Genomic DNA, 22,242 nt, shown 5'->3' on the forward strand with positions numbered 1-22,242 from the left:
CATGGACCCCACCGGCCAGTTCGCCCGCCGCTTCCCCCTCGTCGCCCGCACCCGCCCGGCCTGCGTCCCGCTGGACCAGCGGGTGTCCGAACTGAGCGAGCGCGCCCGTGAGGCCGCACGCACCGGCGACATCACGGAGGCAGCCGCGGTGCACAACCAAGCAGCACTCGTCGCCTCCGACTGCGGCCTGCCCGACCTGGCCCGGCAGTGGTGCCACCAGCAGGTGAACCTCTATCTGCGCGCCCGCCCCCTGGGCGCGCAGGTAGCCCGCCTCGCCCTCGAACCAATCACCAACCTCGCCCGCCTCTACACCCGTGAGGGGCACGGCGAACGGGCGTTCACCGTCATGGACACCCTGTTCACGGCAGTCTCGACTCGCACCGAAGCCGACGTCGATGGGATCAGGATCCCTGCCGACCTCACCGACTCCGCCGAGACGCACCAGCAAATCCGCAACTGGTTGTGGGCGGTCCTGCTGGCCACCGGCGCACGCGCTCTCGCTGCCGCCGGACGCTGGGCGCAGGCACACGCCCGGATGGAGGACTACAAGGGCATCGGCCGCCGTATGCTCGACGGCCGCCAGATCGCGGTCATCGCCCAGGCAGTTTCCGGAAACACCGACGGCGCTCTCGCGGTCCTGGCCAACACTACGCCAGGAGAACCGTGGGAGAACGCCGTCACCGCGTGCCTGACCATCCAGTGCTCTGCCGACACGGACAACACCGGCCTGAACAGCATCATCGAGAAGTACCGCGCCCTGAACATCTCGTCGCCTGGCCTTGCGGTGTTCCACACCCGCCTGGGCCTGTCCTTCGTGGACGCGATCGGCTCATTCGCCGCACCCCACGCCCGGTCCATCGCCCTCGACCTGATCGACTACGCGCTCGACCGCTGCGATGGATACGTCGCGCGCGACATCCTTCGCCACGGCGGCTGTCATGAGCTGCTCACCGACTCCCAGGAGAGGAACCTCTCCTTCCTGGTCGAAGCCTGCGCGCTGGACAGCGGGACGATGCCCCAGGACGCTCTGTCCACCCTGACCGCAGCGCTTGCTCATGCCGAAGAGGTCATCTCGGGTACCTGCCCGGTCCGGCACCGAAGCCATGTCGCCGGCTAGGCAACGCGCAACGCCGCCGCCGGGCGGGACAACGCCAAGACCTTCCGGCAATCGCCGTCGTGCACTGGGTTGCCCGCGGTTATGGGTGGAAGCGGTAGTTGTAGGTCCGGTTTCCGATGGGGACGGGCTCGTATGGTGAGCGGCGTTGGTGTTGGAGGCCTGCGAGGGCTTGTTCGAGCAGGGTGTCGAGATCTTGTTGGCTGCGTCGCTCGAGCAGCTTGCCGTAGTGGGTGGGTGGCCGCCTGGGCTCGGCTGGTTGCCGATCGGGGTGGTTGTGGGTGTGGGGGCAGTGTTCGACGCCGTGTCGTGGGCATCTCCAGTCTGCAGGGGTTTCGGCGTCGGCCGAGAACGTCACTGTGAATTCGTGCCCTGTTGGGCAGGCGAAGCGGGCTTGCGCCCGCGGGGGCGGGTCGGCGTTGCGGTTCGGGGCGCCGGTGGGGGTTCCGAGCGGCAACCCCGCAGGATCTGTGTGAGCATCGGAATCCTCCGCTGGTCGAGCCGGTCCATCTGATGCATGCGTTGTGGTTTCGGCACTGCCCGGTTGCTGGCCTGCGCGGGTGTCATGCCGAAGGCGTGCGTCAGCCCGATGCCGTCAGCTTTCGCCGGTAGCGGTCGGGCAGGGCGTCGGCGACCTGTCGCAGGTGTTCGCGGGTGGCGTGGACCGTGCAGGCGACCCGTTCCAGCTCTGTCAGCATCTTCTCGTACTCGAGGGTCTCCGGGTGGTGCAGGACGATGCTGCTGCGGAGGAGTTCGGAGTGCACGACGGGCAGGTCTTGCCTGAACTGGATCAGCGTCCACGCCGAGCCCAGCGCCCCGACCGGCACCCCGGCGCGCACCATCCTGACCCCGATCCCCCGCTCCGGGGCGGCGATGAGGTGGGCGAGTTGCTCCCGCAGGGCCGCGACGCCACCGAAGGGCGTCCAAAGCGCCAGTTCGTGGATGTAGGCGGTGTACTCCACGAACCGCAGACTGCCCTGCCTGTCCTGGCAACCCGCCCACCGACGCTCGGTCTCCTCGTCGGTCGCCCCGTTTGCGCGCCACCATCCGCAGGCGTACCGGTGCGTGCGCAGCAGCTCGGGAACGACCGCTATCGACCAGTCGGTCACCACCCGGGTGTCCGCGCCGTACCCAGCGACCACCAGGGAGTCCGGCAACAAGCCCGGAATTGCGCGCTGCCACCAGCAGGCCCGGCTGTCCCCGCGCGCGTCCTCGTACAACGCATGACGCAACCGCGCAGGCACCCGGTAGATCGTCAACAGGGTCGCCACATCCTCGGCAGTGATGCGGCGTCGACCGTTCTCGATTCGACTCATCGTGGACAACGACATATCCGCCAGCTCAGCGACCCGCTCCAGCGACAACGTCGTCCGCGAGGTCCGAATCGCCCGCAGAACCGCCCCCAACGCCCGATCCCGCGCGTGTGGCGATTTATTCTTTCCCGACAATGCGATCGTCTACTCTCAGTCAGTGGAATGCTCATAACGGCCGGGGTCGCCAAGGGCGAGAAACGCGGCGACAACCACCGCAGGAGATGCTCGGCATCGCCAGACCGGCGCGCCCTCCCCGTCCGCACGCTCACCGAACGCCTCGGTTCGGCTCTGTACGACCAGCACGTCAGTGGAATCGTCAGGCCACAACCGATAAAACATGAGAGCGGGACTAGAAAACCTCGTCCAGGCGCTCATATCGAGATCAGCCAGCTCCGGCAGATCATCAAAGGTGACATGGAATGGCATGGTCATTCGTGACACTGGTCTTTCTACCGACGCGGTATGGAACCGCCTGTCCCGGGAGGGGACCGGGCACGTTCCCGGGACAGACGGGGCTTGGCTGAAACACTGCTCACGCCCCCGACCACTGGACCTGCCCCTCGGGTGGCGCGTGCAGGAATTAGACCGACACAACCGCAGCCACGACCAGAGCGAACACGAGGCGCTCATGCGGCGTCCCCACGGCGACACCCGACCCAACCAGGCCAATCACCACGACCAGCGTCACCCGACCCGGTGACGGCAGACTTCGGGCGCGACCGCGCGATGAACACCTCCCGAAACCACCATGCCGAGCATTTACGGAAGGCATACAAGGGCGCGCGACGGCCGCTGTGTTCGCCTTCTCGAGGCACCCCGTTGATGCGACCGGGGAACCGAGCACGGTGAGCGGCCCGCCAACCGCTAGTTCATCGTCCCTAAGGACCACCACGACTCGCAGTGTCGCGGCGTGGGACCCGTAGGGGAACTGCGCTCCGCCACCCCCTCGGGGCGGCCCTCAGCTTCCCGGCTCGACGCCTGCACCGCCTAATCCAGAAGACACCGACCCGCAGCTGCGGAACGCTCGAGAGGCACGTCGAGACCGAGAGTCCAGTGGTTATTCAAGCCAGCGGATTGATCCCTCACCGACCTGGGTCAACCGATGCTGCGCTGGGACTGCGCGGCTCGGGGATTGCTAGGTAATGCTCATCGGGACGGGGTCGAGTTGTCCGGTGAGGAGGTTGTGGATGAGGTGAGGGAGGGTGGCGGGCAGGAGTTCGTCCCTGCACTGATGGAGGTCGGCCACGGTCCACCAGCGGCGTTCGATGAGTCCGGCTTTCTCGTTGTCGGTCGGGCGGACCGGCACCCGGGCGTGGGTGGTTGCGGTGCGGGCGAGGAAGACGTGCTCGATGCGGTGGTGGTCGCGGTCCTTGTAGCGGAACCGGGACTCGCGGGTCCAGAGTTCTGGGCCGAGGGTGTCGACGAGGATGCCAGTCTCCTCGGCCAGCTCGCGGCGGGCGGCCTCGTGCAGGGTCTCGCCGGGGTCGAGCCCGCCGCCGGGTAGTTCCCACCAGTGGTGGGTGGGGTGGTGGGGGTCGAGGGCGTGGATGAGCAGGACGCGGTCGGCGGGGTCGAGCAGCAGGACACGGGCGCAGCGTCGCGGGAGGGTGGTGGGCATCCGGCGGTGAGGTCCTCGTGGTCGATCGGTGCGGCCGACGCGCGAGGAGTCCCGCGGTTAGAACAGGGTGGGTTCGGGTTCGTCGTGCGTGGTGGCCGCTGTGGCGGGGTCCGACGTTAGCAGCGGCGCGGTCGGGGTCAGGCGAAGGTGGACGGCGAGTCCTGAGTGATCGGTGAGCCGATCCCTCGCAGGGGTGTTCTCCCTGGTGGCGTGGACGTACTCGCAGGTGGCGAGCCGCCGAGCTAGGGGTGGGGAGCCGTGGGCGTGGTCGTAGCGGTAGCCGAGGTCGGGGCGTCGGGCCCAGCTGTGCTCGACGCGGTCGGGGTGTAGGTGCCGGAACAGGTCGATCAGGCCGTGCCTGCTGGTGAGACCGGTGTAGAAGTCGTACTCGAAGGGCGCGAACTGGCCGCGGTGGGCCGGTTGATGGCCGGGTTCGACGACGTTGAGGTCGCCGAGCAGCAGCAGCGGGGTGTCGTCACCGGTGGTGTCCAGGGCGGTGTGGAAGGCGTCGATCCAGGTCTTCTTCCGTTCGGTCTTGGCCAGCGAGGCGTCCCGGGAGGGCGCGTAGGCGCCGATGACGCGGACCGGGCCGTCGGTGGTGTCGACCACGACCCCGGCCGCGCGGGCGGGCAGGTAGTCCATCGCCTTCCCGATGGGGTCGGGGCGGGTCTGCATCCACACTTCATGCACCAACTTGCCACCGCCGCCGCCACCATCGGCGTGTTCAATCCGGTGATCAACCCGTACCGGCTGCGCACAAAGGGCGAGATGCTTGCCGAGTCCCGCAACGCCGCTCTCCTGCGGCGCCTAGCCCCGCTGAGCGTCTCCTGCTCCCACCCCGAGACCGCTCGCTACCTCGGCCGCAAGCAAGGCAACTGCGGCTACTGCTTCCCCTGCCTGATCCGCCGCGCCTCGTTGGCACACGTCGGATGGGATGACGACGAGTACGCCTACAACGTGTTCGCCGAGGACGACTCCACGCTCCTCCTCAACCGCCGCAGCCGTCGCGGAGCGGACCTGCGCGCTGTATTCGCCGGAGCGTTCTCGGATCGACCGGATCGCGACATCCTACGCAACGGCCCGCTCCCGCAAGGCGAACGCGCAGCCTTCACCGGCGTCTGGCGACGGGGACTCACGGAGTTGCGTACCTGGCTCGCCAGCGGAGCCCGCGGCCCGTTGGCCGATCTGGTGGAGTCTCGATCGTGACCACCGCGGTGCTGACCGACACCCACTGCCACATCGACGCCTACGACAACCCGCTCACCGTACTGGATGACGCCTACGCTGCAGGCGTACACGTGATCGCGGTGACCGAGGACCCCGGCAAGTACCGCCTCCTGCGCACCCGCCTCGGCCGACGCGACGGCGTCGACGTCGCACTGGGCTTTCACCCACTTCGCGCAGGAGCAGCATCCCCTCACGATCTAGCCCGATTTCTCCGGCTCCTGCCGCAGGCCACGTGGATCGCCGAGATCGGACTCGACTTCTCTCGCGCAGGAGCCGCAACCCGCAAGCAACAGCTTCGCGTGTTCGAAGCAATCCTCGCCGACCCCGAGGTGCGGACCCGACCTGTCACCGTCCACAGCAGGGGCGCCGAACAGGAGACCATCACCCGACTCGCGCAAGCACACGTCCCAGCAATCCTGCACTGGTATACCGGGCCACTCGCCGCAGTCGACGATGCACTCAACGCGGGGCTCTGGTTCTCGATCAACCCGGCCATGATCAGGTCGAAGAAAGCCATGCCGCTGCTGCAACGGCTTCCGCCGGAACGCGTCCTGCTGGAAACCGACGGCCCCTTCGCCCGCTCCGGGAGCCGCTCAGCCGTTCCTTCCGATCTGTTCGGAACACTCGATCACCTGGCACATCTCTGGGGTATGTCGACCAGTGGAGCCCGGAAGGCGATCGCGCGGAACGAACATCGACTCCGCTGCACCGCCAGCGAGCCGCCGCCTGATTGACGACGTGTTCACCGCCGCAGCCCGCTCCCAGGAGGCAACATCGCCATCGAGAGCCGCCTCACCGACGTCACCCGGCAACGCCTCGTCGAAGGACTCGCCACCATGGCCTGGCGCGGCGTGCTCAACGAAGTCGAGTTCCTCGGGCGCCTCTACGACCTCGATACGCTTCCCACCACGGATCCCGGTCCACGCAGTTCCCCACAGCATGCGACGACACCATCCAGCCTTGCATCACCAACCTGGACTGGCCCGACACTCGCCGCCTCCGTACGGCTGGACCACCTACCAGCCCAGCTCGGCTTCATGGTCAGGGCCGTGGCGATCTCGTACGGCACACGGAGCAGCAGAGCGAGCGCTTAGGGCACTCCGGATCGGGATTGTCGGACGGTTACGGCAAGCTGTGACGGTGACTTCACGCAACGTTCCTCCCGCTGGCGTCGGCACTCGAGCAAAGATCTCGCCTGCGGTCGAGGCCGCACTGTGGGCGCTCAGCAACGGACGCTGCTACGAGCCCCACTGCACGGTGCCGGTCGTTTTGGAGACCCGCCCTGGGATTTACCGCAAGAACGTCCAGATCGCGCACATCTATGGTGTCAAGCCCGACGCCGCGCGCCACGTCAAGACCATGCCGCCCAAGGAACGTGACTCGTTCAGGAACCTCTTGCTGCTGTGCACAGCACATCACGCGGACGTCGACGACAAGCACACAGGTGCGACTGACTTTCCCCCCGAACTGCTCAAGGAGTGGAAGGCCAAGCGGGAGGGAGCCGACGGGCCACTGCTGGCCAGGCTCCGCATCACTGAGACGGACGCAGACAAGTTTCTGAACTTGCTGTCCGGCTTGTTCTCCCCGCCGCTGGACCGCCTAGAGGCCATCACCGAACGCCTGGAACGCACCGGCGAGGTCACCGAGCGCACCGTCGATGAGCTCAGAGGCGTGCTCCGCGCCTTGGCCGCAAACGAAGGTGCAGTGAGTCATCAGTCGGCGAGGCAACTCGCCACCGCGGCCGAGATGTTCGAGCACCAGAACCTCAACCGGGCGGCACAGCTACTGGCACACAGCGTTGAAGTGCTCCCCGAACTGATCAGGGAGCTCAACACGGTGGCGAGGAGGCTGCCCGAGCACTAACCGGTGCGGGATTCACCACTAAACGCCCGACACGGTTCGCGCGGAATTCGGCAGGTGATCAGCCCATCCGGATGAACGGACAGGGTCGTCCCGACGACGAATTGGCGCATGCCTGAGTATCTCAAGGGACGCTGGACCCGCTGATCTCGAACTGAGTGTCGATGTCGTCGGCCAGTTGTCGAGCGGTCGCGCGTAGGGCATCGATGTCGTCATCGGCGGCGAACGCCGCTTCCACGGCGATGGGCCGGTGGACCAGCCTCGACTCGGCAGGCCAGTGGTAGGTATCCCGATGCCAGCTGCTCAGATTGGTGATCGCCGCCATCGGCCGGTCCCTGGTCGTGTCGTCGCGCAGCAGCGCCGCGCGGACCAGGACCGGCCCGACCCCGCCGAGCCCGCGCACGTGGACGGCGGCGAGCGCGACCGCTTCGGTGATCAGGGAGTCGACGTGCCTAACCGACACCGGCCACGCCCCGTCCGGCATCGCGTGGATCTGGGCGCCGCGCTGAAATCCGTCCACGGCGATCGCCATGGCCATGGAGCCGTCGTGGTGAAGTTCCACCACCGCCCACATCACAGGCCCCTGCTCGTCTGCCGGGAAGTGATAGGCCCGGATCGTCCATCGTCGCAACCCGAGCCTCGGCCTGTCCCCATGGTCGCGGAGGTGGGTGAGGATCGGTGCTCGCCCGTAGCGCTCGGGGAACATCTCCTCGGCCACCCGAAGTGCCTCCCGCATCGCCGCCGCGGCCCGCTCAGGATCGGGCCGCACGTTCGGTTGCGGCGGGGTCAGGGCAGGACGGGCCGCGACCGCCACCCAGACCCCCGTGGTCAGGTCCAGGTCGAGGGCCAGGCCGTCGATCAACGCAGCGAGGGCCGCTCGGTCATCGCCGCGGCGGGCGAACCGGTCGCGGTAGGCACGCTCGAGTTCGCCCTCAGTCATCCAGTTCGTGTGTGAGCCGTACCGATACGGCACACCTATCTCGTTCTTCTCCCCCACCACGTGCGGTGCCTCCGAGCTTGGCGGCACGAACACCGCGATCAACCCCGAACCGCCCTCGGGGTTCTCCAGCGGCTCAATCCTCAGCCCGTCGACCAACGGCCGCACCCAGCGCACAGCCCACGCATGGAGTGCCTGCCGGTCCTGCGGACCAGTGGCCACACCGACCAGCTCCGCGGCGCGCTCCTGCCGCTCCGCGACCCCGTACACGATCAACCCACCACGGGTGTTGGCCATAGCGGCCACGTCCTTGGCGAACTCCCACCACTTCTTCTCGGCACTAGCCGGTGGCATCCCCTGCTTCCAGTCCAGATCCTCCGACTCCCCCATCCCTACCGCGACCGCCTGCTCCACCATCGCCCACGACAACGGACTCGGGGACAGCCCCAGCTCAGCGTGAATCCGCGACCACATGATCGGCATCACACAAGGCTAGACGGCCGCTCATGGACGAGCGACTCCGCTCCATCCCGGTACCGCCGCAGTCCGCTGGAGAGACCTTGGACGCGCTTGAGTAGGGACGCACGTCCCTTACCCGGTTGCTGCGCGCTGGACATGATCGCCTTCGGATGCCCGACGGGGCGGTGCACGCGGCGAACAGGGAGCAGTCATGGACCGTGTCCTGACATCGGAACAGGAAGCAGCGTTGCGCAAGCTGGTTGGGGAGGGCGTTCTGGCCAGTTGGCAACACGATGCGGTGCGTGACGCCCTCGCCGAGGAACGGGTCCCGACGACCGCTAGGCGCAGCGAGATCCTCGCGTACCTCGGTGGCGGCTTGGTCCTTGTGGGCGCGGCGCTGACGGTCGCCACCTCCTGGGCGGACCTGTCGCGCCCGGCGCGCAGCCTTGTGGTGCTGGGGGCGACCGCGGGTCTGCTCCTGGCTGGTCTGCTGGTCAGCCAGCATGGCAGCCGGGCGGGCCGCCGTCGCCCTGGACCGACTTCGCCGACGCGAGGTTCGAGCGGGGTGTGCCCGCGGCGTTGGCTCAATTCGTGTCGGCGCCGTCGGAGGGGGACGCGCCGGACTCGGGGGACTGATCACGGGGACCGGGTGATAATCCGCTGTATCACCCGGTCTGTCGGTGCCCCCCGCTAGCGTCTCGGCCATGACTCCCGAGGAGCGCGAAGCGGTACTCAGCATGTTCGGAACCGAGCACGGTGAATCAGGTGATCATCGGCCAGCAGTGAAGAAGGATGGTTTCGAGTGCCCCCGCTGCGGTCACTTCGCGCACCAGTCTTGGGAGGGGCTTCATCTCGGCGTCGAGCGCGTAAGTGATGACCTCCGGTGGCGGTGGCAGGCCTCTGTGTGTGTCCGATGCGGGCTTCCGACTCTCTGGTACGACGGCAACATCGTGTTTCCACTGGCCAGGTTGGGAAAAGCGGCGCACCGTGACATGCCAGCGGAGGTGCGGGAGCTGTACGAGGAGGCCGCGCGCGTGGCGGCGGTGTCGCGGCGGGCTGGAGCTGCGCTGGCGCGAGCGACAGTGGAGCGGCTGATCAAGCATCTGGATCCCGAGGCGCCGAAGGGCGCAAACCTGGCTGGCAGGATCGAGCGGATCAAGGCGCGCGGGGTGAGCACCCCGGTGGGTCAGATGCTCGACGTCGTGCGGGTCACCGGCAACGAGGCTCTTCACAGCGAGCAGCCCGGGGAACTGGCGGTAATGGTCCTCGATGACGTCGAGGGCCCGGCGATGCTGGAGTTCCTGCTGGAGACGGCCAACGACCTGGTGGACGAGCTGATCACGCGCCCGGCCGTCACCGGTGATCTCTGGAACAAGCTGCCCGACGGAATCAAGTCGAAGCTCACCAAACCCGGCAGTTCGACATCGTCATGAGCACCGTCGTGGCTTCGCTGGAGACGACAACGGCCAAGGGAGTGTTGATCGGCGGTTCGGCCGCAGTAGCGGGCGAGCTGGTCGGCAGGGCGGTCGGGGAGTTCCCCGCGGTGCTCGGGCTGGCGGAGCGGGAGCGGCTGCTGGTCGCGGCGTGGTTGTCGAGCCTGCGGTCGCCGCGGACGCGCCGCTCGTACCTGCAGGATGTGCGGGCGTGGCTGGCTTGGTGCGAGGAACGCTGCGTCGACGTGCTGGCGGCGGGTCGGGTGCACGTGGACCTGTGGGTCGGGGGCTTGGCCGATGCGGGGGCGGAGGCCTCGACGACCTGCCGCCGCCTGTCCGGGGTCAGCTCGTTCTACCGCTACCTGGCCTAGCACGACCTCGGCCCCGGCAACCCCACCATCGGCGTCGAGCGGCCGACCGTGGACCCGGACGACACCGCCACCGTCGGGCCAGGTCGGCCGTCGAGTCGTGGTGACGCAGGCGCCGGTACTGGCAGCGGCTCACCATGGCGATGTCGCCGGGCAGATCACCTTCGGCGGGTATCGCGATCTGCTCGGTCAGCACCGGGATCACCGTGACACCGGCGGCGAACGCCTCCCGGAGTTCTCGGCGGATCCAGTCGTGCGGGTTGTCGATCCGCCGCCGCCCGGTCGCGGGGTCGGTGGCGGTGAGCCACTGGGGGCCGATCACCGCCAGCAGCACGCGGGCCGACCGCACCCGACCCAGCAGCTCGACGACGAAGTCGGCGCCAGCGGGGATGGACTGGCAGTCCAGGAACACCAGGTCCTCGCCGAAGCGGCCGACCAGATGGTGGTAGAGCAGAGCGCCGTAGCTGTGGCTGTCCGTACCGCGGTAGTTGATGAACACAGTACGTTCCACATCAGCTCCCCGGAGTGAGCGCGGACTGCCGTTCAGCCTAGGAGGCTCGGAGGGGCACGCGCTCCCCTGGCCGCTGGATGTCTTGTCTTTGACCGGTTGTTGGCACCCCGTTGACCCGCGCCCGGCCGATGCGGCGGGCGACAGCCGCGCGGCGTGGCCCGGCCTGGCCGGGTCTGCTAGGTGGACGCGGCCCGTGGTTAGCCGATCAGCCAGTCAAGGAACTTCATCGTGGCCGCGAAGCACGCCGCTGCGGTGAGGATGACGTGCGCGGGGGGATGGTCGGCATGGGCCATCAGCAGCCCGGCGGCGGTGGCCGTGAGGAGGCTGGCGAGGATGAGCAGTGCGGTCCGGATGGTGAGCATCGGCTGGCGGCGTCGGTTGTCGGGGCCGTCGGTCATCGTCGTCTCCACGCGATCAGTGCCCCGAGCCCGGGGCGGTGGTTCTTGTGGAGAGGCAGTAGGTGCTGACATGCAGGTCAGGTAACGGCGAGGAGAGCGGGACGAGGGTCTCAAAAAAATCTTGATCCCGACTGTTACCTGGCGCGTGCGGCTCGACCTATGAGGGGTGTGTGTGATTTGCGCGGGGAGCTTGCGGAGCGTGTGAAGCACCGTGAGCGGCGCCTCGTGTTCTGGAGGCGGCGGCGTCCAGGGACAAGGTGGAAGGCCGGAGGCGATGGGTGAGGGCGGCGAGCAGGTCGGCGGCGGGTCAGCGCCGCGGCTTGGCGCGCACCTACAACCACAAAACCAGGGTTTCCTCGCCCATCAGATCGAGCTGCGCGAGCTGCACTCCGACGGGTTCGCCACGGATGAGCGCGTCGAGGCCGAGCAGGCCGCCCGACGGATGGCCGAACTGCTCGCCGACGCCTCTCTGGTCGACCGGCTGCGTCGCGACGGCTTCCGCGGACCCGCCTACGAGATCTTCACCGTGGTGCTGACAGGCTACGGGCTGCCGGTGACGCGCGCGTGGATCCGGCGCGGTCAGATCTTCAGACTGGTCGCCGACCGCGGTCGGCCTGTCCGAAGCCCGGATGGTGTACGAGCGCACCTGGCCGGTCCCGCCGGTGACGACGACCGCCAGGAACTGGCGTTGGAGACCGTGGCCGCAGCACTACGTTCCTTCCGGGAACATGCCCTGGTCCCCGGCCTGTGGTCGCCCGCGGGCGGGGCCTCCCTGACTACCTTCTTCGCTGGAAGCTGTGTCCTCGAGTTCCCCAACGTCTTCCGAGCCTGGCTGGTCAAAGAGTACGAGCCGCGCCGTCAGCTCCTCCCCCTCGACCGGCCGGTGCAGGACAACCGCGCTCTCCTGCACGTCGACCCCGCATCCGCCATGGCCCCGGCCGAGCTCGCCATCACCGCCGTCCAGTTCGGGGACGCCCTGGCCGCCGCCACCGACCCCCGCCTGCGCGAAGCCCTGCTCCGGCTGGTGCACACCGGGGCCGAGTACTCCGACATCGCCGTGCAGGTCGGCATGACCGAGGCCGCGCTGAAGATGGCCATCTCCCGCTACCGCAAGAAGGTGCGCGCCGCCAGGGAAGGAGGACGGCCATGACCAACACGACAGGAGACAGCGACCGCAACGAGTTCGACGGGCTGGAGTTGAGGCTGTTCCTCGCCCTCCACGCGGCTGTGGAGGCCCTACAGCGACAGGCCCCGACTCCCGACCGCGCAGAAGCCCTCCAACGGTTGGACCGGCCCCGCGCCGAACTCCTCCACCACGGACCGAGAACCACCGACGCCGAGTCGTCCGCAGCCGAGGAGCTGCTGGACCTGCTGGCCGATCTCGACACGAGCTCTCTGTCCGGCCTTGGGGCACGTCTGGTCCGCCTCACCGCCGAACCCCGGCTCATCGCCGAGGCGGTGGCCCGCAGCGACCGCCGGGGCGCGCGGGAGCGGAACACCGACCTCACCGCCCGATTCGACCGCGTCACCTACGTCGCGCCAGCTAGGGCTGCCGTTCGGTCCGTCGCCGAGATGCCCGGGCGGCTGGGAAACGTCCTACGCGAACTGCGTCAGCAGTCGGGGATGAGCTTGAACGCCCTCGCCCGGCGCATCCATCGCACCCAAGGGGTACCTCTCCAAGATCGAGAACGGGCAGGCCCGACCGAACCAAGGGCTGGTCGAGGCCATCGGGAAGGCACTCGACCTCACCGAACACGATCTGGCCCACCTGACGACCCTGCTACGCCAGCAGGCAGGGATCGACGCCTCCCCAGGGCTGCTGGAGTTCGAGGAGTTCGTGCGGGAGCGCTACACCCAGCTCCTGCGCTACGCCGTCATGCTCACCGGAAGGCAGTGGGACGCCGAGGAGGTCGTGCAGGAGGCCCTGCTGCGCTGCCTGAAGCGGTGGCGGCGGATGCCCGCTGACAACGCCGTCGCTTACGCCCGCAAAGCGATCTACCACGAGTTCCTGCGCACAGCCAGGAAAGCCACCCCGGAGGAGATCACCGGCCAACTCGACCCGACCGACATCGCCGGGTCGGCCGCCAGCCGCGACCACGTCCTGCTGGTGCTGCAGCAGCTCCCGCCGCGCCAACGCGCCGCCGTGGTCGCCCGGTACGTGCTGGACCTCTCCGCCGCCGAGGCCGCCGCCGAACTGGGCTGCACCGTCGACACGGTCAAGGCGCTGACCAGCCAGGGCGTGGGCCGAATGAAGAACCTTCTCTCCCCAGGCCAGTCCCTTCAGACGGGCGACACCACGTAGGAGATCGCGGGCGCAGCGACCTCGAAGAAAGGTCGAATCGCCCGGCTGCGCGGGCGACGAGGGTGCGGATCTACCGCTATCGCCTTGGCCGATCTGCGGCCCCGCTGAGCACAAGGGTTGCGCGCAGAACTACAAGGCGTATTCTGTAATACATTGAACCTTACGTACTACGGGGTGATGTCATGGCCACTCTCACACTGCGCATCGACGATCGAATGCGCGTTCAACTGGAAGAACTCGCACATACTCGAAGTTCGTCGGTCAGCGACCTACTGCGCGAGGCGATCGGCGGGCTCCTCGGTGTCGACGTCGACATTCCCCGAGCGGATACGCCGCGGAGCATGAGCATGGTCCAGCGCCGCACCCTCGTGCTCCTGCACGAGATCTTGCAAAAGCTGAGCGACGACCACGACGACTACCACGCTCGGCGCATCCAGGTGCTCAACGGCGGCTTCACCACGGAGTACCACCAGGAGTTCTTCATGGTCGACGCGGAACTGAGTCCGAGCGAGTGCGGCCTGCTCATGGACATCCTGGACATGTTCACGGTCCTGGAGGCCGCGATTGGCCGACTGAACGATGAAGACCTCGCCGCACTGGGCGAGAACGGTCGACACCTGCTCGAGTTCAAGGGATTCGACCACAACGACTCCCGAGAGCTGCGGCTGGCCGGTCTCGCCGAGTACTTGATCCGAGACGGAAGGTGGAGCACCCTCGCCCACCACTTCGACGACGAGCGCGACGGAGGCAACTCCCACATGCCCGCCCTCGCCAGCTACCAACGCATGCTCCCCGCGTACAAGTCGGTGATCGCCACCCGGAAGGAGAACAGCGGTAGCCGCGGCTTCGATATCTACCGCTTGGACATACACGACCTGCAGAAGGTGATCGCCGCCATCAAGGCCTGAGTTGCGGCGAAGTCCAGTAAATGATGTCGAGTCACGTCAGGCATGGCAGCGCGACGGTAGTGGATGTCAGCCGATGACGACGAGGGCTACGAGTCCGCGCCCTGGCGGCCGTGGGGCCGCCAGGGAAACGCTCAAGCGCGATCGGTGGTCGCGCGTGTGGTGGCGTCTGGGCGGACGGCGCCTCACATGCCGGGTTGAGTGCCGGTGAGCACGGCCTCCATGCTGGGGCGACTGGCCGACCGCGCGACGCGCGGCACGGTCATCGGGGCGCGCATGGGGCGTTCCAGCAGGCCGCGGGCCCACATCGCGTCGCTGTAGGGGGTGCGCAGCCACACCCCGCGCAGCACCATGTCGTCCTTGCGGAACTCGTCGCGGATGATTTGGCCGTTGTCGAACATGGCCTCCTCGTGCTCCCACCCGTGCTCGGCCGCCCAGCGCAGGACGTCCGGTCGTCGGTCGGTGTGCGGAGCGGGCATGGCGCGTCTCCCTCGTCAGCGGTGACACACGAGGAACGTCACCTCGTGTGTCACATGGTGCCGCACCCTGTGCGTCACGACAAGCACAGAGACGGGCATCATCGGATGGCCCACCGCAGGACCGTTCAATAAACGGTCGACTGTTGAACACGTGCCCCTCGCGCCCCCGCGTCGGCCTCCGATCACGTGGACATGTTCAACAACCCGTTCAACAACATGTAGGCTCCAGGCCGGTTGCTGAACACGTTTGCTGAACGAATCGAGGGGTCTGCGTGGCGCTGGTGGGGCTGGTGCGGGTCAGCACGAGCAAGCAGGAGACCGCGCGGCAGCACGACGCGCTCGACCCACTGTGCGTGAAGGTGTTCGAGGAGAAGATCAGCGGCACGCTCGCCGTCGACGCCCGTCCGGCGCTGACCGCCGCGATCGACTACATGCGCCCCGGCGACATGCTCACCGTCCAGGAGGTCGACCGGCTCGGCCGCAACCTCCTCGAAGGCCTGCTCGTGCTCAACGACCTGTTCTCCCGCGGCATCGCCGTCAAGGTCCTCGAGGGCATCGCCGCCGGGGAGCACACCGAGCGCAACCTCATCCTCGACCTCGCGCTCGCCCTGACCGAGGACCGCCGCCGTGACATCGTCCGCAAGACCCGCAACGGCCTCGCCGCCGCCCGCGCCCGCGGCCGCGTCGGCGGCCGCCCCCGCGTCGTCGACGCCGACAAACGCCGGATCATCCTCGCCCGCCACGCCGACGGCGAATCCATCCGCACCATCGCCGCCGCCACCGAACTCTCCATCGGCACCGTCCACACCGTCATCGCCCACCACCGCGCCGCCGACAGCTAGCCAGATCACCGCTGGTCAGCCGACCGGCCACGATGATCGTCCGGGACGACCGGTCGTTGCTCATGGCCTGCTCGGTTGTGTGGTGTAGCGGGTCGGGTGAGTTGTGCGACAGTCCCCCAGGACGGGTGATCGCCCGCGCCGCCGGGCGGGTGGATGGTGGTGGAGCGTGATGTCTGTGCGTCGGTGGCCGCGGGCGCTGGTGATCGTGGCCGGTTTCGCCGCGGTGGTGTTCGCGGTGCTGCGGTGGGGGCTGCTGTCCTGGCTGCCCGCCGATGGCGGTGTGGTCCGGAACGTGATGGAGGGCGTGAGCTGGCTGGCAGCGGCGATCGCCACACTGACCCTGGTGGTGCCGGGAACGGTGAGACTGTGGCGCTGGGCGCGGGGTCGCCCCGCACACCAGCCCGTGGGCGGCGCCGAGACGGGGAACCCGTTGCTGGGGCGGGCGTTGCATCTGGTGGATGGCCGGCTGCCTCTCGTGGAGCAGGTGGGGTTGTTGCGGTTGCGGGTCAAGCCCGCCATCGACACCCACAGCGAGGACGGCTCGGACCTGCCCCGATACGTGCCTCGCGACATCGACGAGGACCTGGAGTGGGCCATCCACAGCGGCGGGATGGTGCTGCTGCACGGCCCCGCCGCGGTCGGCAAGTCCCGCGCCGCAGCCGAAGCCCTGCGCAGGCTGCGCCCGACCCACCACCTGCTCGTCCCCCGCGACGGCGCCGCGCTGCGCGAGCTGGTCGAGGCCGCCGCGATACCTCCAGGGAGCGTGGTGTGGCTGGACGACCTGGAGAACTACCTCGGCCCCAACGGCCTGGACCTGGCGCTGCTGCAGCGGCTGTGCCCCGACGCCAGCCCGGAGGTGGCGGTGGTGGCCACCATGCGCGATGAGGAACTGGCCCGCTTCACCCACGCCGCCACCGCCGACCACGCCCCCGGCATCGACCAGGCCGCCATCGACCTGATCAGCCACCTACGCGGACGCCGCCGCCTGCGCGTGGCCGCCACCCTCACCGACCCCGAACGCGACCGCGCCAGCGAGATCGCCCGCACCGACCCGCGCGTGCGGCGGGCGCTGGCCGCCGAGGAAGGCTTCGCCGAGTACCTGGCCGCGGGCACCGCCATGATGGACCGCTGGAGCATCGGCGACGGCCCCGAGTTCATCCTCGGCCAAGCCCTCATCAGCGCTGCGGTCGACTGCCGCCGCGCCGGACACCACAGACCCCTCCCCACCGACCTGCTGAACGACCTGCACCGCGACTTCCTCCCCCCGGCCTGGCGCGACCGCGCCGACCTCCCCCCGATCGAGACCGGACTGACCTGGGCAACCCAACGCGTCCTCGGCGCCAGCTCCTGCCTCCAACCCACCCACCACGACGGCTACCTCGCCTCCGACTACCTCCTCGACCGCACCCAACACCACACCAGCCCCCTCACCGGCGCCGTCCACGACACCACCTGGCACCGCCTCATCCACACCACCACCGCAGACGACACCATCGACATCGGCAACGCCGCCTACCACGCCCAACGAACCGATATCGCCGAGCAAGCCTGGCTGAAAGCCAACACCCCCACCGCCCACTACAACCTGGGCGTCCTGTTCGTCGAGACGGGACGTGCCGAGGAGGCCGAGCGGTTCTTCCGACGGGCGGCAGCCGCCGGGGAGACCGACGCGATGTACAACCTGGGCGTCCTGTTCGTCGAGACGGGACGAGTCGAGGAGGCCGAGCGGTTCTTCCGACGGGCGGCAGCCGCCGGCGAGACCGACGCGATGTACAACCTGGGCGTCCTGCTCCAGCGGTCAGGGCGTATGGAGGAGAGCGAGCAGATCTATCGGCAGGCGGTCGACGCCGGACACACCGGTGCTGCGTTCAACCTCGGGGTCCTGCTCGCCGAGTCAGGACATGGCGAGGAGGCCGAGGGATTCTATCGGCTGGCGGCAGACGCCGGACACGCCAAGGCGGCGAACAACCTCGGCGTCCTGCTCCAGCCGCTAGGGCGTATGGAGGAGAGCGAGCGGTTCTATCGGCAGGCGGCAAACGCTGGACACGCCAGTGCGGCGAACAACCTCGGCGCCCTCCTTCAGCGGTCAGGACGTATGGAGGAGAGCGAGCAGGTCTATCGGCAGGCGGTCGACGCTGGACACGCCAGTGCGGCGAACAACCTCGGGGTCCTGCTCGCCGAGTCCGGACGTGCCAAGGAAGCTGAACCGTTCCTTCGGCAGGCGGCAGACGCCGGACACGCCAGTGCGGCACACAACCTCGGCGTCCTGCTCCAGCAGTTAGGGCGTATGGAGGAGAGCGAGCAGGTCTATCGGCAGGCGGCAGACGCCGGACACATCGGTGCTGCATTCAACCTCGGCGTCCTGCTCGCCAAGTCAGGACATGACGAGGAGGCCGAGCGGTTCTATCGGCAGGCGGCAGACGCCGGACACGCCAGGGCGGCGAACAACCTGGCCATGCTGCTGGCCGAGTCAGGACGTGTCGAGGAAGCCGAACGCTTCCTTCGTCAGGCGGCGGACACTGGGGAGACCAACGCGGTGTACAACCTGAAGGCCTTGCTCGAAGAGGAGGGGGACGAGACCAAGTGATACAGCGGATTATCACCCGGTCCGCAAGATCAGTCTCCCGAGTCCGGCGCGTCCCCCTCCGACGGTGAGACGCGCCGCTGGGATGTCAGCGTGGTTCGCCGTTTCGTTGTCAGTGGCCGCCTCCTTGTGGCCGGGTTGGTTTCGTCGTTGGGTGTCAATGGTTCGCCGGTTCGTGCTGTCGCTGACTGGCGGACGGCCTACCACCGCGCCCTTCCGGCGACCTGGTTTGGTGATGCTGAGCGCGCGCGGCGGGGCAGACGCTGCCCTCGCGTGGAATCACCTGGTCCTCAGCGGAGTGTTCCGGTGAGCGTGTTCGCGCGAGTGGTGCTCGCGGCGGCGGCGTGCGCAGTCGCGGCATGGGCTTTCCGCGGTGCCTTCGACGACACCGCCACGGCCGCGCTGCTGCACGCGGTTCTGTGGCCGGTGGCCGCCGCTGCGGTGTGGGGATGCGCCATCGCCCGGATCGGCGCCCAGGCCGCGGGCGCGCTCGGTTAAGGTTTCCTCCGGGGTGTAGTCAGTCGCGCTCGTTATACGTGGTCGAGCTGCCCGCGTCGTGAGGGCGTGCCTCGCAGCAGGTGGACTGGTCGAGCCAGCGAGCGAGGCCGTCGGCGGCCCTCTGCACCTCAGCGCGCACGGCCAACGGGCACAGGGCGGTGTTGGACCTCGACTCGGCCAACTCAGCAGCGTCCCTTGTCGTGCTGATCGTTCTTGCCAACTGGCTCTCCATACGAGTATTCGGCCTACGACCCCGTGCCGCTGCCTGATAAGCGCGGCGAGCTTAAGCTCCAGGTTCGCACGGATCGAGGTGAGATCCGCTTCAAGTCGGGTGAGTAGCCTACGCCGAGATCGGCGCGCTTATGCTCACGCTGACCAGCGTTCGTGCGCCGGTCAGCGATCGCCCTGAGAAGATGGGCGCCCAATATGCCTTGGTGGCCTTGGGCGAGGACCTCGACGATCCGTTCCAGCGCTGAGGTGTGCACGGCACTGGCCTGCCCCGGGTTCCGGTCGCCAGCTTCTCCGGGTGAGCTGCTGAACCGTGCGCGCGACGTCGAACAGCGCCGCCGCGGACGGCAGAGCAGCCTTCCCAGCATCGACCTAGGCCGTGCCGTCGCGGCTCGCGGCGACGGCTTCGGCATAGACACCGACTCATCCTCACCGTCGGGGCCAGTCGTTCAAGACGGTTTGGGGTTGGCCTGGCCGACACTCACCCGATCGGGTGAGTCCGCATTCCGGGATCGGCGTGCTTCGCTTCTGCGGTCGGGGGTGATGCTCACCCGAACATCGCCAGACGCTATAAAGAGCAGTATGGAACACCTGTGGAGCGAGATCGGATCGTGCGCAGGCGGTGCTGATTTCGAGGTCAGGCTGCGTGGATCGACCGCGCGGGTTTGCCTCATGGATGCCGACAACTATCAAGCGTATCTCGACGGTGATGAGTACGAGTTCTACGGCGGCTTCTGGGAGTCAAACCCTGTCGCCCTGCAGATACCGTATGACGACTTCTGGTACCTCGTGATCGATAGCTACTCGGGGCGAATCAAGTACTGGCTCGATGGCCCATTTGATTAAGGGGGTGTCTCATGTGGGGTGCTTCTTGTAGCAGGTGAAAACGGCTGCGAGGGTGAGGAAGGCGCAGTAGTTGTTGGGTTGGCGTTCGTAGCGGGTGGTGAGTCGGCGGTAGCCGGTGAGCCAGGCGATGGTGCGTTCGATGACCCAGCGGTGCCAGCCGAGTTTGCTGCTGGTGTCGACGCCTTTGCGGGCGATCCGCACCTGGATGCCCCAGTCGCGGACCCACTGGCGCAGGGGCGTGGTCGTAGGCCTTGTCGGCGTGGAGCTTGCCGGGTCTGCCGTCCAACTCGGCCCCGCGCAGGTGGCACGAGCGCCGGTTCACTGGGGTAGGTGGAGCAGATTGGAGCACGCGCGACCACCGCACTGGTAGTGTGAGGGTCAGGGGTTCGAATCCCCTCAGCTCCACAAGTCGAAGGCGTAGAATGTCACGGGCCGCGGGGTGCGCAGCCCCGCGCTCGGCAGCGCCACGTGCATGCGGTCCTGCAGGCGCCCGAAGTTGCGCTGGCCTCGACGTTCCCCGCCTAGCGCCGGATGCTTGGATGGAACGGAACCAGCTCATCGCCGCGTGTGTCCGACCCGCGTCCACGCCGCCAGCCGAGGCCTTGGGTACCGCGCTGCCTCCGCACCGCCGGGCACCTTCGCCCCTGATCTCGCCCCGAGACCGCCATCTGCACCCGCTAGCCCACCCCCCGTCCCCGCCACCTCCTCTACAACCAAGTCACGCGGCTGCCCGCCACGTGGTGTCGAGGTCGTGGTGGAGGTTGGCGAGAGCTTTCTCCCAGCGGTCTTGAAGGCGTTGGACCAGGCGGGCTTCGACCTCGGCGGCGACATGGGGAGTAGGTGTGTTGGACCGGGTCCTTGAGCAGGTGGCCGAGCCTGAGTGCTTGGGCGATCTCGGGGATGCCGTCGGCGATCATCCAGGTCTTGTGACTGTGGCGCAGGCCGTGGAAGGTCAGGCCGGGTTTGACCGGATGGAGCCTGAGTCTGGGGTTGTTGGCGGCGAGGTTGCCGTCGGCGGCGGGGCGTTGGGCGCGGCGGGCGAAGTTGCTGCGGCGCAGCAGGTCGCCCTCGGGGCTGATGAAGACGTGGCTGTGGTCGTGGGTGGCCAGGTGGGCGCGGAGTAGGCGGACGTTGAACGGAGCGAGGGTGACGGTCCGGGCCGAGGCCTCGGTCTTGGGCGGACCCAGCCACAGCCGTCCAGAGGCGGACTCGTGCAACGAGCCGATGTCCGGGTCGATGGTGAAGTGGCCGGTGTCGTCGTCGAACAGGCGCAGGTTCCGGCGTTGCAGTCCGGCGAGTTCGCCCCACCGCGCGCCGGTCCACGCGGCGGTGACCTCCAGCACCGCCCCGCCCGGCCCGTACTGGGCGGCGACCTGGTCGGCGACGCGCAGCGCGTCAGCGGGTTCGGCCCACACCTTCTCCCTGGGCCGGGTGGAGTGCCGGCGGCGGCCTCGCCGCCGGGGGCGGATGGGGTTGGCGGTGATGAGCTTCTCGTCGGCGGCGTCGGACAGGATCAGCGACAGCAGTTTGACGATGCCCGCCACCGTGACGGGAGCGAGCCCGCCCGCCCGTAGCTCTTTGCCCCATGCCTGGACTTTGAGGTTCTTGATGTCGGCTATCGCGGTGGTGCCCCAGCGCGGCCGGATGTGGTTGCGCAGGATGCTGCCGTAGTTCTCCGAGGTGCGGATGTCGACGTCGAGGGCGTCCTGCCAGTCCGGCAGGAACTGCTCGACTGTGAGCCGACCTGCCGCCGGGTCGTGCCAAAATGCCCTTGCGTTGCTCGGACTCCATGTCCTCGGCGTGGTCGGCGGCGGCTTTCTGGGTGGGAAACCCGGGGATGGATCCGATGGTGTCGTCGTCGCGGCGATAGCGCACACGCCAGGTGTCGTTGCCGCACTTCTCCACCCAAGCCATGCCCGCTCCTTCGAGGTTGGTGTGGGGGTCGGTTGACACCACCATGAACGCTCGGTTCCGTGCAGAGGGGAAGCCCTGCTCCACAGGAACTTCCACCATTCGCGAAGCCAGCTTGTGGCGCCGTGTCGACCACCGGTCAGGTGCGGCGTGTTCGGGCGGCCGGGCGGGCGGGGCGGTGCGCTGTGGCGACGATCCGCTGCAGGTCCGCGCGGGAGAAGCGCAGGTGTTTGCCGAGGAAGGTGCAGGGGATGCGGCGCTGGTCAGCGCTCCTGAGCAACCACGACTCCTTCACCGCGAGGACGATGGCGGCCTCGGCGGGGGTGTAGAGCAGGTTCTGGTGCCCTCCACCGTCGCTGCTCGGCCGCGGGCTGTCGAGCTGTTCCATGGGCTTCTCCTCACGTGGTGG

25 protein-coding genes and 1 pseudogene are annotated in these 22,242 nt (G+C 68.2%); 14 read left to right on the plus strand and 12 right to left on the minus strand.

Going from position 1 to position 22,242, the window contains the following annotated elements:
• Window position 1 precedes the first annotated feature (1 nt).
• Entirely contained in the window at window positions 2-1,117 is a 1,116-nt protein-coding gene (locus ACWEPX_RS01300) for a hypothetical protein (protein WP_451895054.1), read from the plus strand.
• A gap of 79 nt (window positions 1,118-1,196) precedes the next feature.
• Here ACWEPX_RS01300 and ACWEPX_RS01305 read toward each other — a convergent pair whose 3' ends face one another.
• From ACWEPX_RS01305 to ACWEPX_RS01325, 5 genes are all read right to left on the minus strand, one after another.
• Complete coding sequence (locus ACWEPX_RS01305; RefSeq protein ID WP_451895055.1) at window positions 1,197-1,571, minus strand: RNA polymerase-binding protein RbpA; 375 nt, start codon at window positions 1,569-1,571, stop codon at window positions 1,197-1,199.
• A gap of 124 nt (window positions 1,572-1,695) precedes the next feature.
• On the minus strand, window positions 1,696-2,562 hold the full coding sequence (locus tag ACWEPX_RS01310) for a helix-turn-helix domain-containing protein (RefSeq protein WP_451895056.1): 867 nt from the start codon (window positions 2,560-2,562) through the stop codon (window positions 1,696-1,698).
• Between the two features lie 15 nt (window positions 2,563-2,577).
• A complete protein-coding gene (locus tag ACWEPX_RS01315; RefSeq protein ID WP_451895057.1) occupies window positions 2,578-2,859 on the minus strand; it encodes a hypothetical protein in 282 nt (93 codons plus the stop codon).
• A gap of 703 nt (window positions 2,860-3,562) precedes the next feature.
• Window positions 3,563-4,045, minus strand: a complete 483-nt coding sequence (locus tag ACWEPX_RS01320; RefSeq protein ID WP_451895058.1) for an NUDIX hydrolase — start codon at window positions 4,043-4,045, stop codon at window positions 3,563-3,565.
• Window positions 4,046-4,102: 57 nt separating this feature from the next.
• The gene (locus tag ACWEPX_RS01325; protein ID WP_451895059.1) at window positions 4,103-4,720 is read right to left on the minus strand and encodes an endonuclease/exonuclease/phosphatase family protein; all 618 of its coding nucleotides are present in this window, start codon (window positions 4,718-4,720) and stop codon (window positions 4,103-4,105) included.
• 9 nt (window positions 4,721-4,729) lie between these two features.
• Here ACWEPX_RS01325 and ACWEPX_RS01330 point away from each other — a divergent pair, with 9 nt between their 5' ends.
• The 3 genes from ACWEPX_RS01330 to ACWEPX_RS01340 all read left to right on the plus strand — a co-directional run bounded on the left by ACWEPX_RS01330 (window position 4,730) and on the right by ACWEPX_RS01340 (window position 7,135).
• On the plus strand, window positions 4,730-5,251 hold the full coding sequence (locus tag ACWEPX_RS01330) for a hypothetical protein (protein WP_451895060.1): 522 nt from the start codon (window positions 4,730-4,732) through the stop codon (window positions 5,249-5,251).
• Window positions 5,248-6,006 carry a TatD family hydrolase gene (locus ACWEPX_RS01335; RefSeq protein ID WP_451895061.1) on the plus strand — a complete coding sequence of 253 codons (759 nt, stop codon included), beginning with the start codon at window positions 5,248-5,250 and terminating at the stop codon, window positions 6,004-6,006. Before ACWEPX_RS01330 ends, ACWEPX_RS01335 begins: the two co-directional genes overlap by 4 nt.
• Before the next feature lie 406 nt (window positions 6,007-6,412).
• Complete coding sequence (locus ACWEPX_RS01340) at window positions 6,413-7,135, plus strand: hypothetical protein (protein WP_451895062.1); 723 nt, start codon at window positions 6,413-6,415, stop codon at window positions 7,133-7,135.
• Window positions 7,136-7,256: 121 nt separating this feature from the next.
• Here the strand turns inward: ACWEPX_RS01340 and ACWEPX_RS01345 are convergent, their stop codons facing one another.
• A complete protein-coding gene (locus ACWEPX_RS01345; RefSeq protein ID WP_451895063.1) occupies window positions 7,257-8,552 on the minus strand; it encodes an AlbA family DNA-binding domain-containing protein in 1,296 nt (431 codons plus the stop codon).
• A 187-nt stretch (window positions 8,553-8,739) separates the two neighbouring features.
• Between ACWEPX_RS01345 and ACWEPX_RS01350 the strand changes: the two genes are divergently transcribed.
• The 3 genes from ACWEPX_RS01350 to ACWEPX_RS01360 are packed head-to-tail and all read left to right on the plus strand — an operon-like array spanning window position 8,740 to window position 10,332.
• Window positions 8,740-9,222 carry a DUF2157 domain-containing protein gene (locus tag ACWEPX_RS01350; protein ID WP_451895064.1) on the plus strand — a complete coding sequence of 161 codons (483 nt, stop codon included), beginning with the start codon at window positions 8,740-8,742 and terminating at the stop codon, window positions 9,220-9,222.
• A gap of 10 nt (window positions 9,223-9,232) precedes the next feature.
• On the plus strand, window positions 9,233-9,961 hold the full coding sequence (locus tag ACWEPX_RS01355; protein WP_451895065.1) for a DUF4145 domain-containing protein: 729 nt from the start codon (window positions 9,233-9,235) through the stop codon (window positions 9,959-9,961).
• A complete protein-coding gene (locus tag ACWEPX_RS01360) occupies window positions 9,958-10,332 on the plus strand; it encodes a site-specific integrase (protein WP_451895066.1) in 375 nt (124 codons plus the stop codon). Before ACWEPX_RS01355 ends, ACWEPX_RS01360 begins: the two co-directional genes overlap by 4 nt.
• Here the strand turns inward: ACWEPX_RS01360 and ACWEPX_RS01365 are convergent.
• Complete coding sequence (locus tag ACWEPX_RS01365; RefSeq protein WP_451895067.1) at window positions 10,304-10,840, minus strand: toll/interleukin-1 receptor domain-containing protein; 537 nt, start codon at window positions 10,838-10,840, stop codon at window positions 10,304-10,306. The genes ACWEPX_RS01360 and ACWEPX_RS01365 overlap by 29 nt on opposite strands.
• A gap of 197 nt (window positions 10,841-11,037) precedes the next feature.
• Window positions 11,038-11,238: a hypothetical protein gene (locus tag ACWEPX_RS01370; RefSeq protein WP_451895068.1), complete on the minus strand. Its 201-nt coding sequence runs from the start codon at window positions 11,236-11,238 to the stop codon at window positions 11,038-11,040.
• A 274-nt stretch (window positions 11,239-11,512) separates the two neighbouring features.
• Here ACWEPX_RS01370 and ACWEPX_RS01375 point away from each other — a divergent pair, with 274 nt between their 5' ends.
• From ACWEPX_RS01375 to ACWEPX_RS01385, 3 genes are all read left to right on the plus strand, one after another.
• Entirely contained in the window at window positions 11,513-12,388 is an 876-nt protein-coding gene (locus ACWEPX_RS01375; RefSeq protein WP_451895069.1) for a hypothetical protein, read from the plus strand.
• Between the two features lie 687 nt (window positions 12,389-13,075).
• A complete protein-coding gene (locus ACWEPX_RS01380) occupies window positions 13,076-13,540 on the plus strand; it encodes a sigma-70 family RNA polymerase sigma factor (RefSeq protein ID WP_451895070.1) in 465 nt (154 codons plus the stop codon).
• A gap of 182 nt (window positions 13,541-13,722) precedes the next feature.
• Complete coding sequence (locus tag ACWEPX_RS01385; protein WP_451895071.1) at window positions 13,723-14,448, plus strand: YfbU family protein; 726 nt, start codon at window positions 13,723-13,725, stop codon at window positions 14,446-14,448.
• Between the two features lie 182 nt (window positions 14,449-14,630).
• Here ACWEPX_RS01385 and ACWEPX_RS01390 read toward each other — a convergent pair whose 3' ends face one another.
• On the minus strand, window positions 14,631-14,924 hold the full coding sequence (locus ACWEPX_RS01390; RefSeq protein WP_451895072.1) for a hypothetical protein: 294 nt from the start codon (window positions 14,922-14,924) through the stop codon (window positions 14,631-14,633).
• Window positions 14,925-15,196: 272 nt separating this feature from the next.
• Here ACWEPX_RS01390 and ACWEPX_RS01395 point away from each other — a divergent pair, with 272 nt between their 5' ends.
• The 4 genes from ACWEPX_RS01395 (at window position 15,197) to ACWEPX_RS01410 (ending at window position 19,922) form a co-directional block, all read left to right on the plus strand.
• Window positions 15,197-15,766 (plus strand): recombinase family protein, encoded by a 570-nt coding sequence (locus tag ACWEPX_RS01395; RefSeq protein ID WP_451895073.1) that lies wholly within the window; start codon window positions 15,197-15,199, stop codon window positions 15,764-15,766.
• 169 nt (window positions 15,767-15,935) lie between these two features.
• Window positions 15,936-18,353: a tetratricopeptide repeat protein gene (locus ACWEPX_RS01400; protein ID WP_451895074.1), complete on the plus strand. Its 2,418-nt coding sequence runs from the start codon at window positions 15,936-15,938 to the stop codon at window positions 18,351-18,353.
• Window positions 18,354-18,656: 303 nt separating this feature from the next.
• On the plus strand, window positions 18,657-18,848 hold the full coding sequence (locus ACWEPX_RS01405; protein ID WP_451895075.1) for a hypothetical protein: 192 nt from the start codon (window positions 18,657-18,659) through the stop codon (window positions 18,846-18,848).
• Between the two features lie 810 nt (window positions 18,849-19,658).
• The gene (locus tag ACWEPX_RS01410; RefSeq protein WP_451895076.1) at window positions 19,659-19,922 is read left to right on the plus strand and encodes a DUF1883 domain-containing protein; all 264 of its coding nucleotides are present in this window, start codon (window positions 19,659-19,661) and stop codon (window positions 19,920-19,922) included.
• Window positions 19,923-19,931: 9 nt separating this feature from the next.
• Here ACWEPX_RS01410 and ACWEPX_RS01415 read toward each other — a convergent pair.
• The 3 genes and pseudogenes from ACWEPX_RS01415 to ACWEPX_RS01425 form a co-directional block, all read right to left on the minus strand.
• Window positions 19,932-20,199, minus strand: a pseudogene (locus ACWEPX_RS01415) (transposase); the annotation flags it as partial.
• A gap of 430 nt (window positions 20,200-20,629) precedes the next feature.
• Window positions 20,630-21,799 (minus strand): tyrosine-type recombinase/integrase, encoded by a 1,170-nt coding sequence (locus tag ACWEPX_RS01420; protein ID WP_451895077.1) that lies wholly within the window; start codon window positions 21,797-21,799, stop codon window positions 20,630-20,632.
• A gap of 173 nt (window positions 21,800-21,972) precedes the next feature.
• A complete protein-coding gene (locus ACWEPX_RS01425) occupies window positions 21,973-22,221 on the minus strand; it encodes a helix-turn-helix domain-containing protein (protein WP_451895078.1) in 249 nt (82 codons plus the stop codon).
• Between the last annotated feature and the right edge of the window lie 21 nt (window positions 22,222-22,242).

It is taken from the genome of Actinokineospora sp. NPDC004072, assembly GCF_053604195.1.

What these genes read in the sequence shown, in the direction of transcription:
- ACWEPX_RS01385 (WP_451895071.1), top strand. Translation starts at nt 13,723, where the DNA reads ATGGCCACTCTCACACTGCGCATCGACGATCGAATGCGCGTTCAACTG.
- ACWEPX_RS01325 (WP_451895059.1), bottom strand. Translation starts at nt 4,720, where the DNA reads ATGCAGACCCGCCCCGACCCCATCGGGAAGGCGATGGACTACCTGCCC.
- ACWEPX_RS01345 (WP_451895063.1), bottom strand. Translation starts at nt 8,552, where the DNA reads ATGCCGATCATGTGGTCGCGGATTCACGCTGAGCTGGGGCTGTCCCCG.
- ACWEPX_RS01400 (WP_451895074.1), top strand. Translation starts at nt 15,936, where the DNA reads ATGTCTGTGCGTCGGTGGCCGCGGGCGCTGGTGATCGTGGCCGGTTTC.
- ACWEPX_RS01425 (WP_451895078.1), bottom strand. Translation starts at nt 22,221, where the DNA reads ATGGAACAGCTCGACAGCCCGCGGCCGAGCAGCGACGGTGGAGGGCAC.
- ACWEPX_RS01300 (WP_451895054.1), top strand. Translation starts at nt 2, where the DNA reads ATGGACCCCACCGGCCAGTTCGCCCGCCGCTTCCCCCTCGTCGCCCGC.
- ACWEPX_RS01355 (WP_451895065.1), top strand. Translation starts at nt 9,233, where the DNA reads ATGACTCCCGAGGAGCGCGAAGCGGTACTCAGCATGTTCGGAACCGAG.
- ACWEPX_RS01390 (WP_451895072.1), bottom strand. Translation starts at nt 14,924, where the DNA reads ATGCCCGCTCCGCACACCGACCGACGACCGGACGTCCTGCGCTGGGCG.
- ACWEPX_RS01410 (WP_451895076.1), top strand. Translation starts at nt 19,659, where the DNA reads ATGGAACACCTGTGGAGCGAGATCGGATCGTGCGCAGGCGGTGCTGAT.
- ACWEPX_RS01360 (WP_451895066.1), top strand. Translation starts at nt 9,958, where the DNA reads ATGAGCACCGTCGTGGCTTCGCTGGAGACGACAACGGCCAAGGGAGTG.
- ACWEPX_RS01320 (WP_451895058.1), bottom strand. Translation starts at nt 4,045, where the DNA reads ATGCCCACCACCCTCCCGCGACGCTGCGCCCGTGTCCTGCTGCTCGAC.
- ACWEPX_RS01350 (WP_451895064.1), top strand. Translation starts at nt 8,740, where the DNA reads ATGGACCGTGTCCTGACATCGGAACAGGAAGCAGCGTTGCGCAAGCTG.
- ACWEPX_RS01370 (WP_451895068.1), bottom strand. Translation starts at nt 11,238, where the DNA reads ATGACCGACGGCCCCGACAACCGACGCCGCCAGCCGATGCTCACCATC.
- ACWEPX_RS01330 (WP_451895060.1), top strand. Translation starts at nt 4,730, where the DNA reads ATGCACCAACTTGCCACCGCCGCCGCCACCATCGGCGTGTTCAATCCG.
- ACWEPX_RS01315 (WP_451895057.1), bottom strand. Translation starts at nt 2,859, where the DNA reads ATGACCATGCCATTCCATGTCACCTTTGATGATCTGCCGGAGCTGGCT.
- ACWEPX_RS01375 (WP_451895069.1), top strand. Translation starts at nt 11,513, where the DNA reads ATGGGTGAGGGCGGCGAGCAGGTCGGCGGCGGGTCAGCGCCGCGGCTT.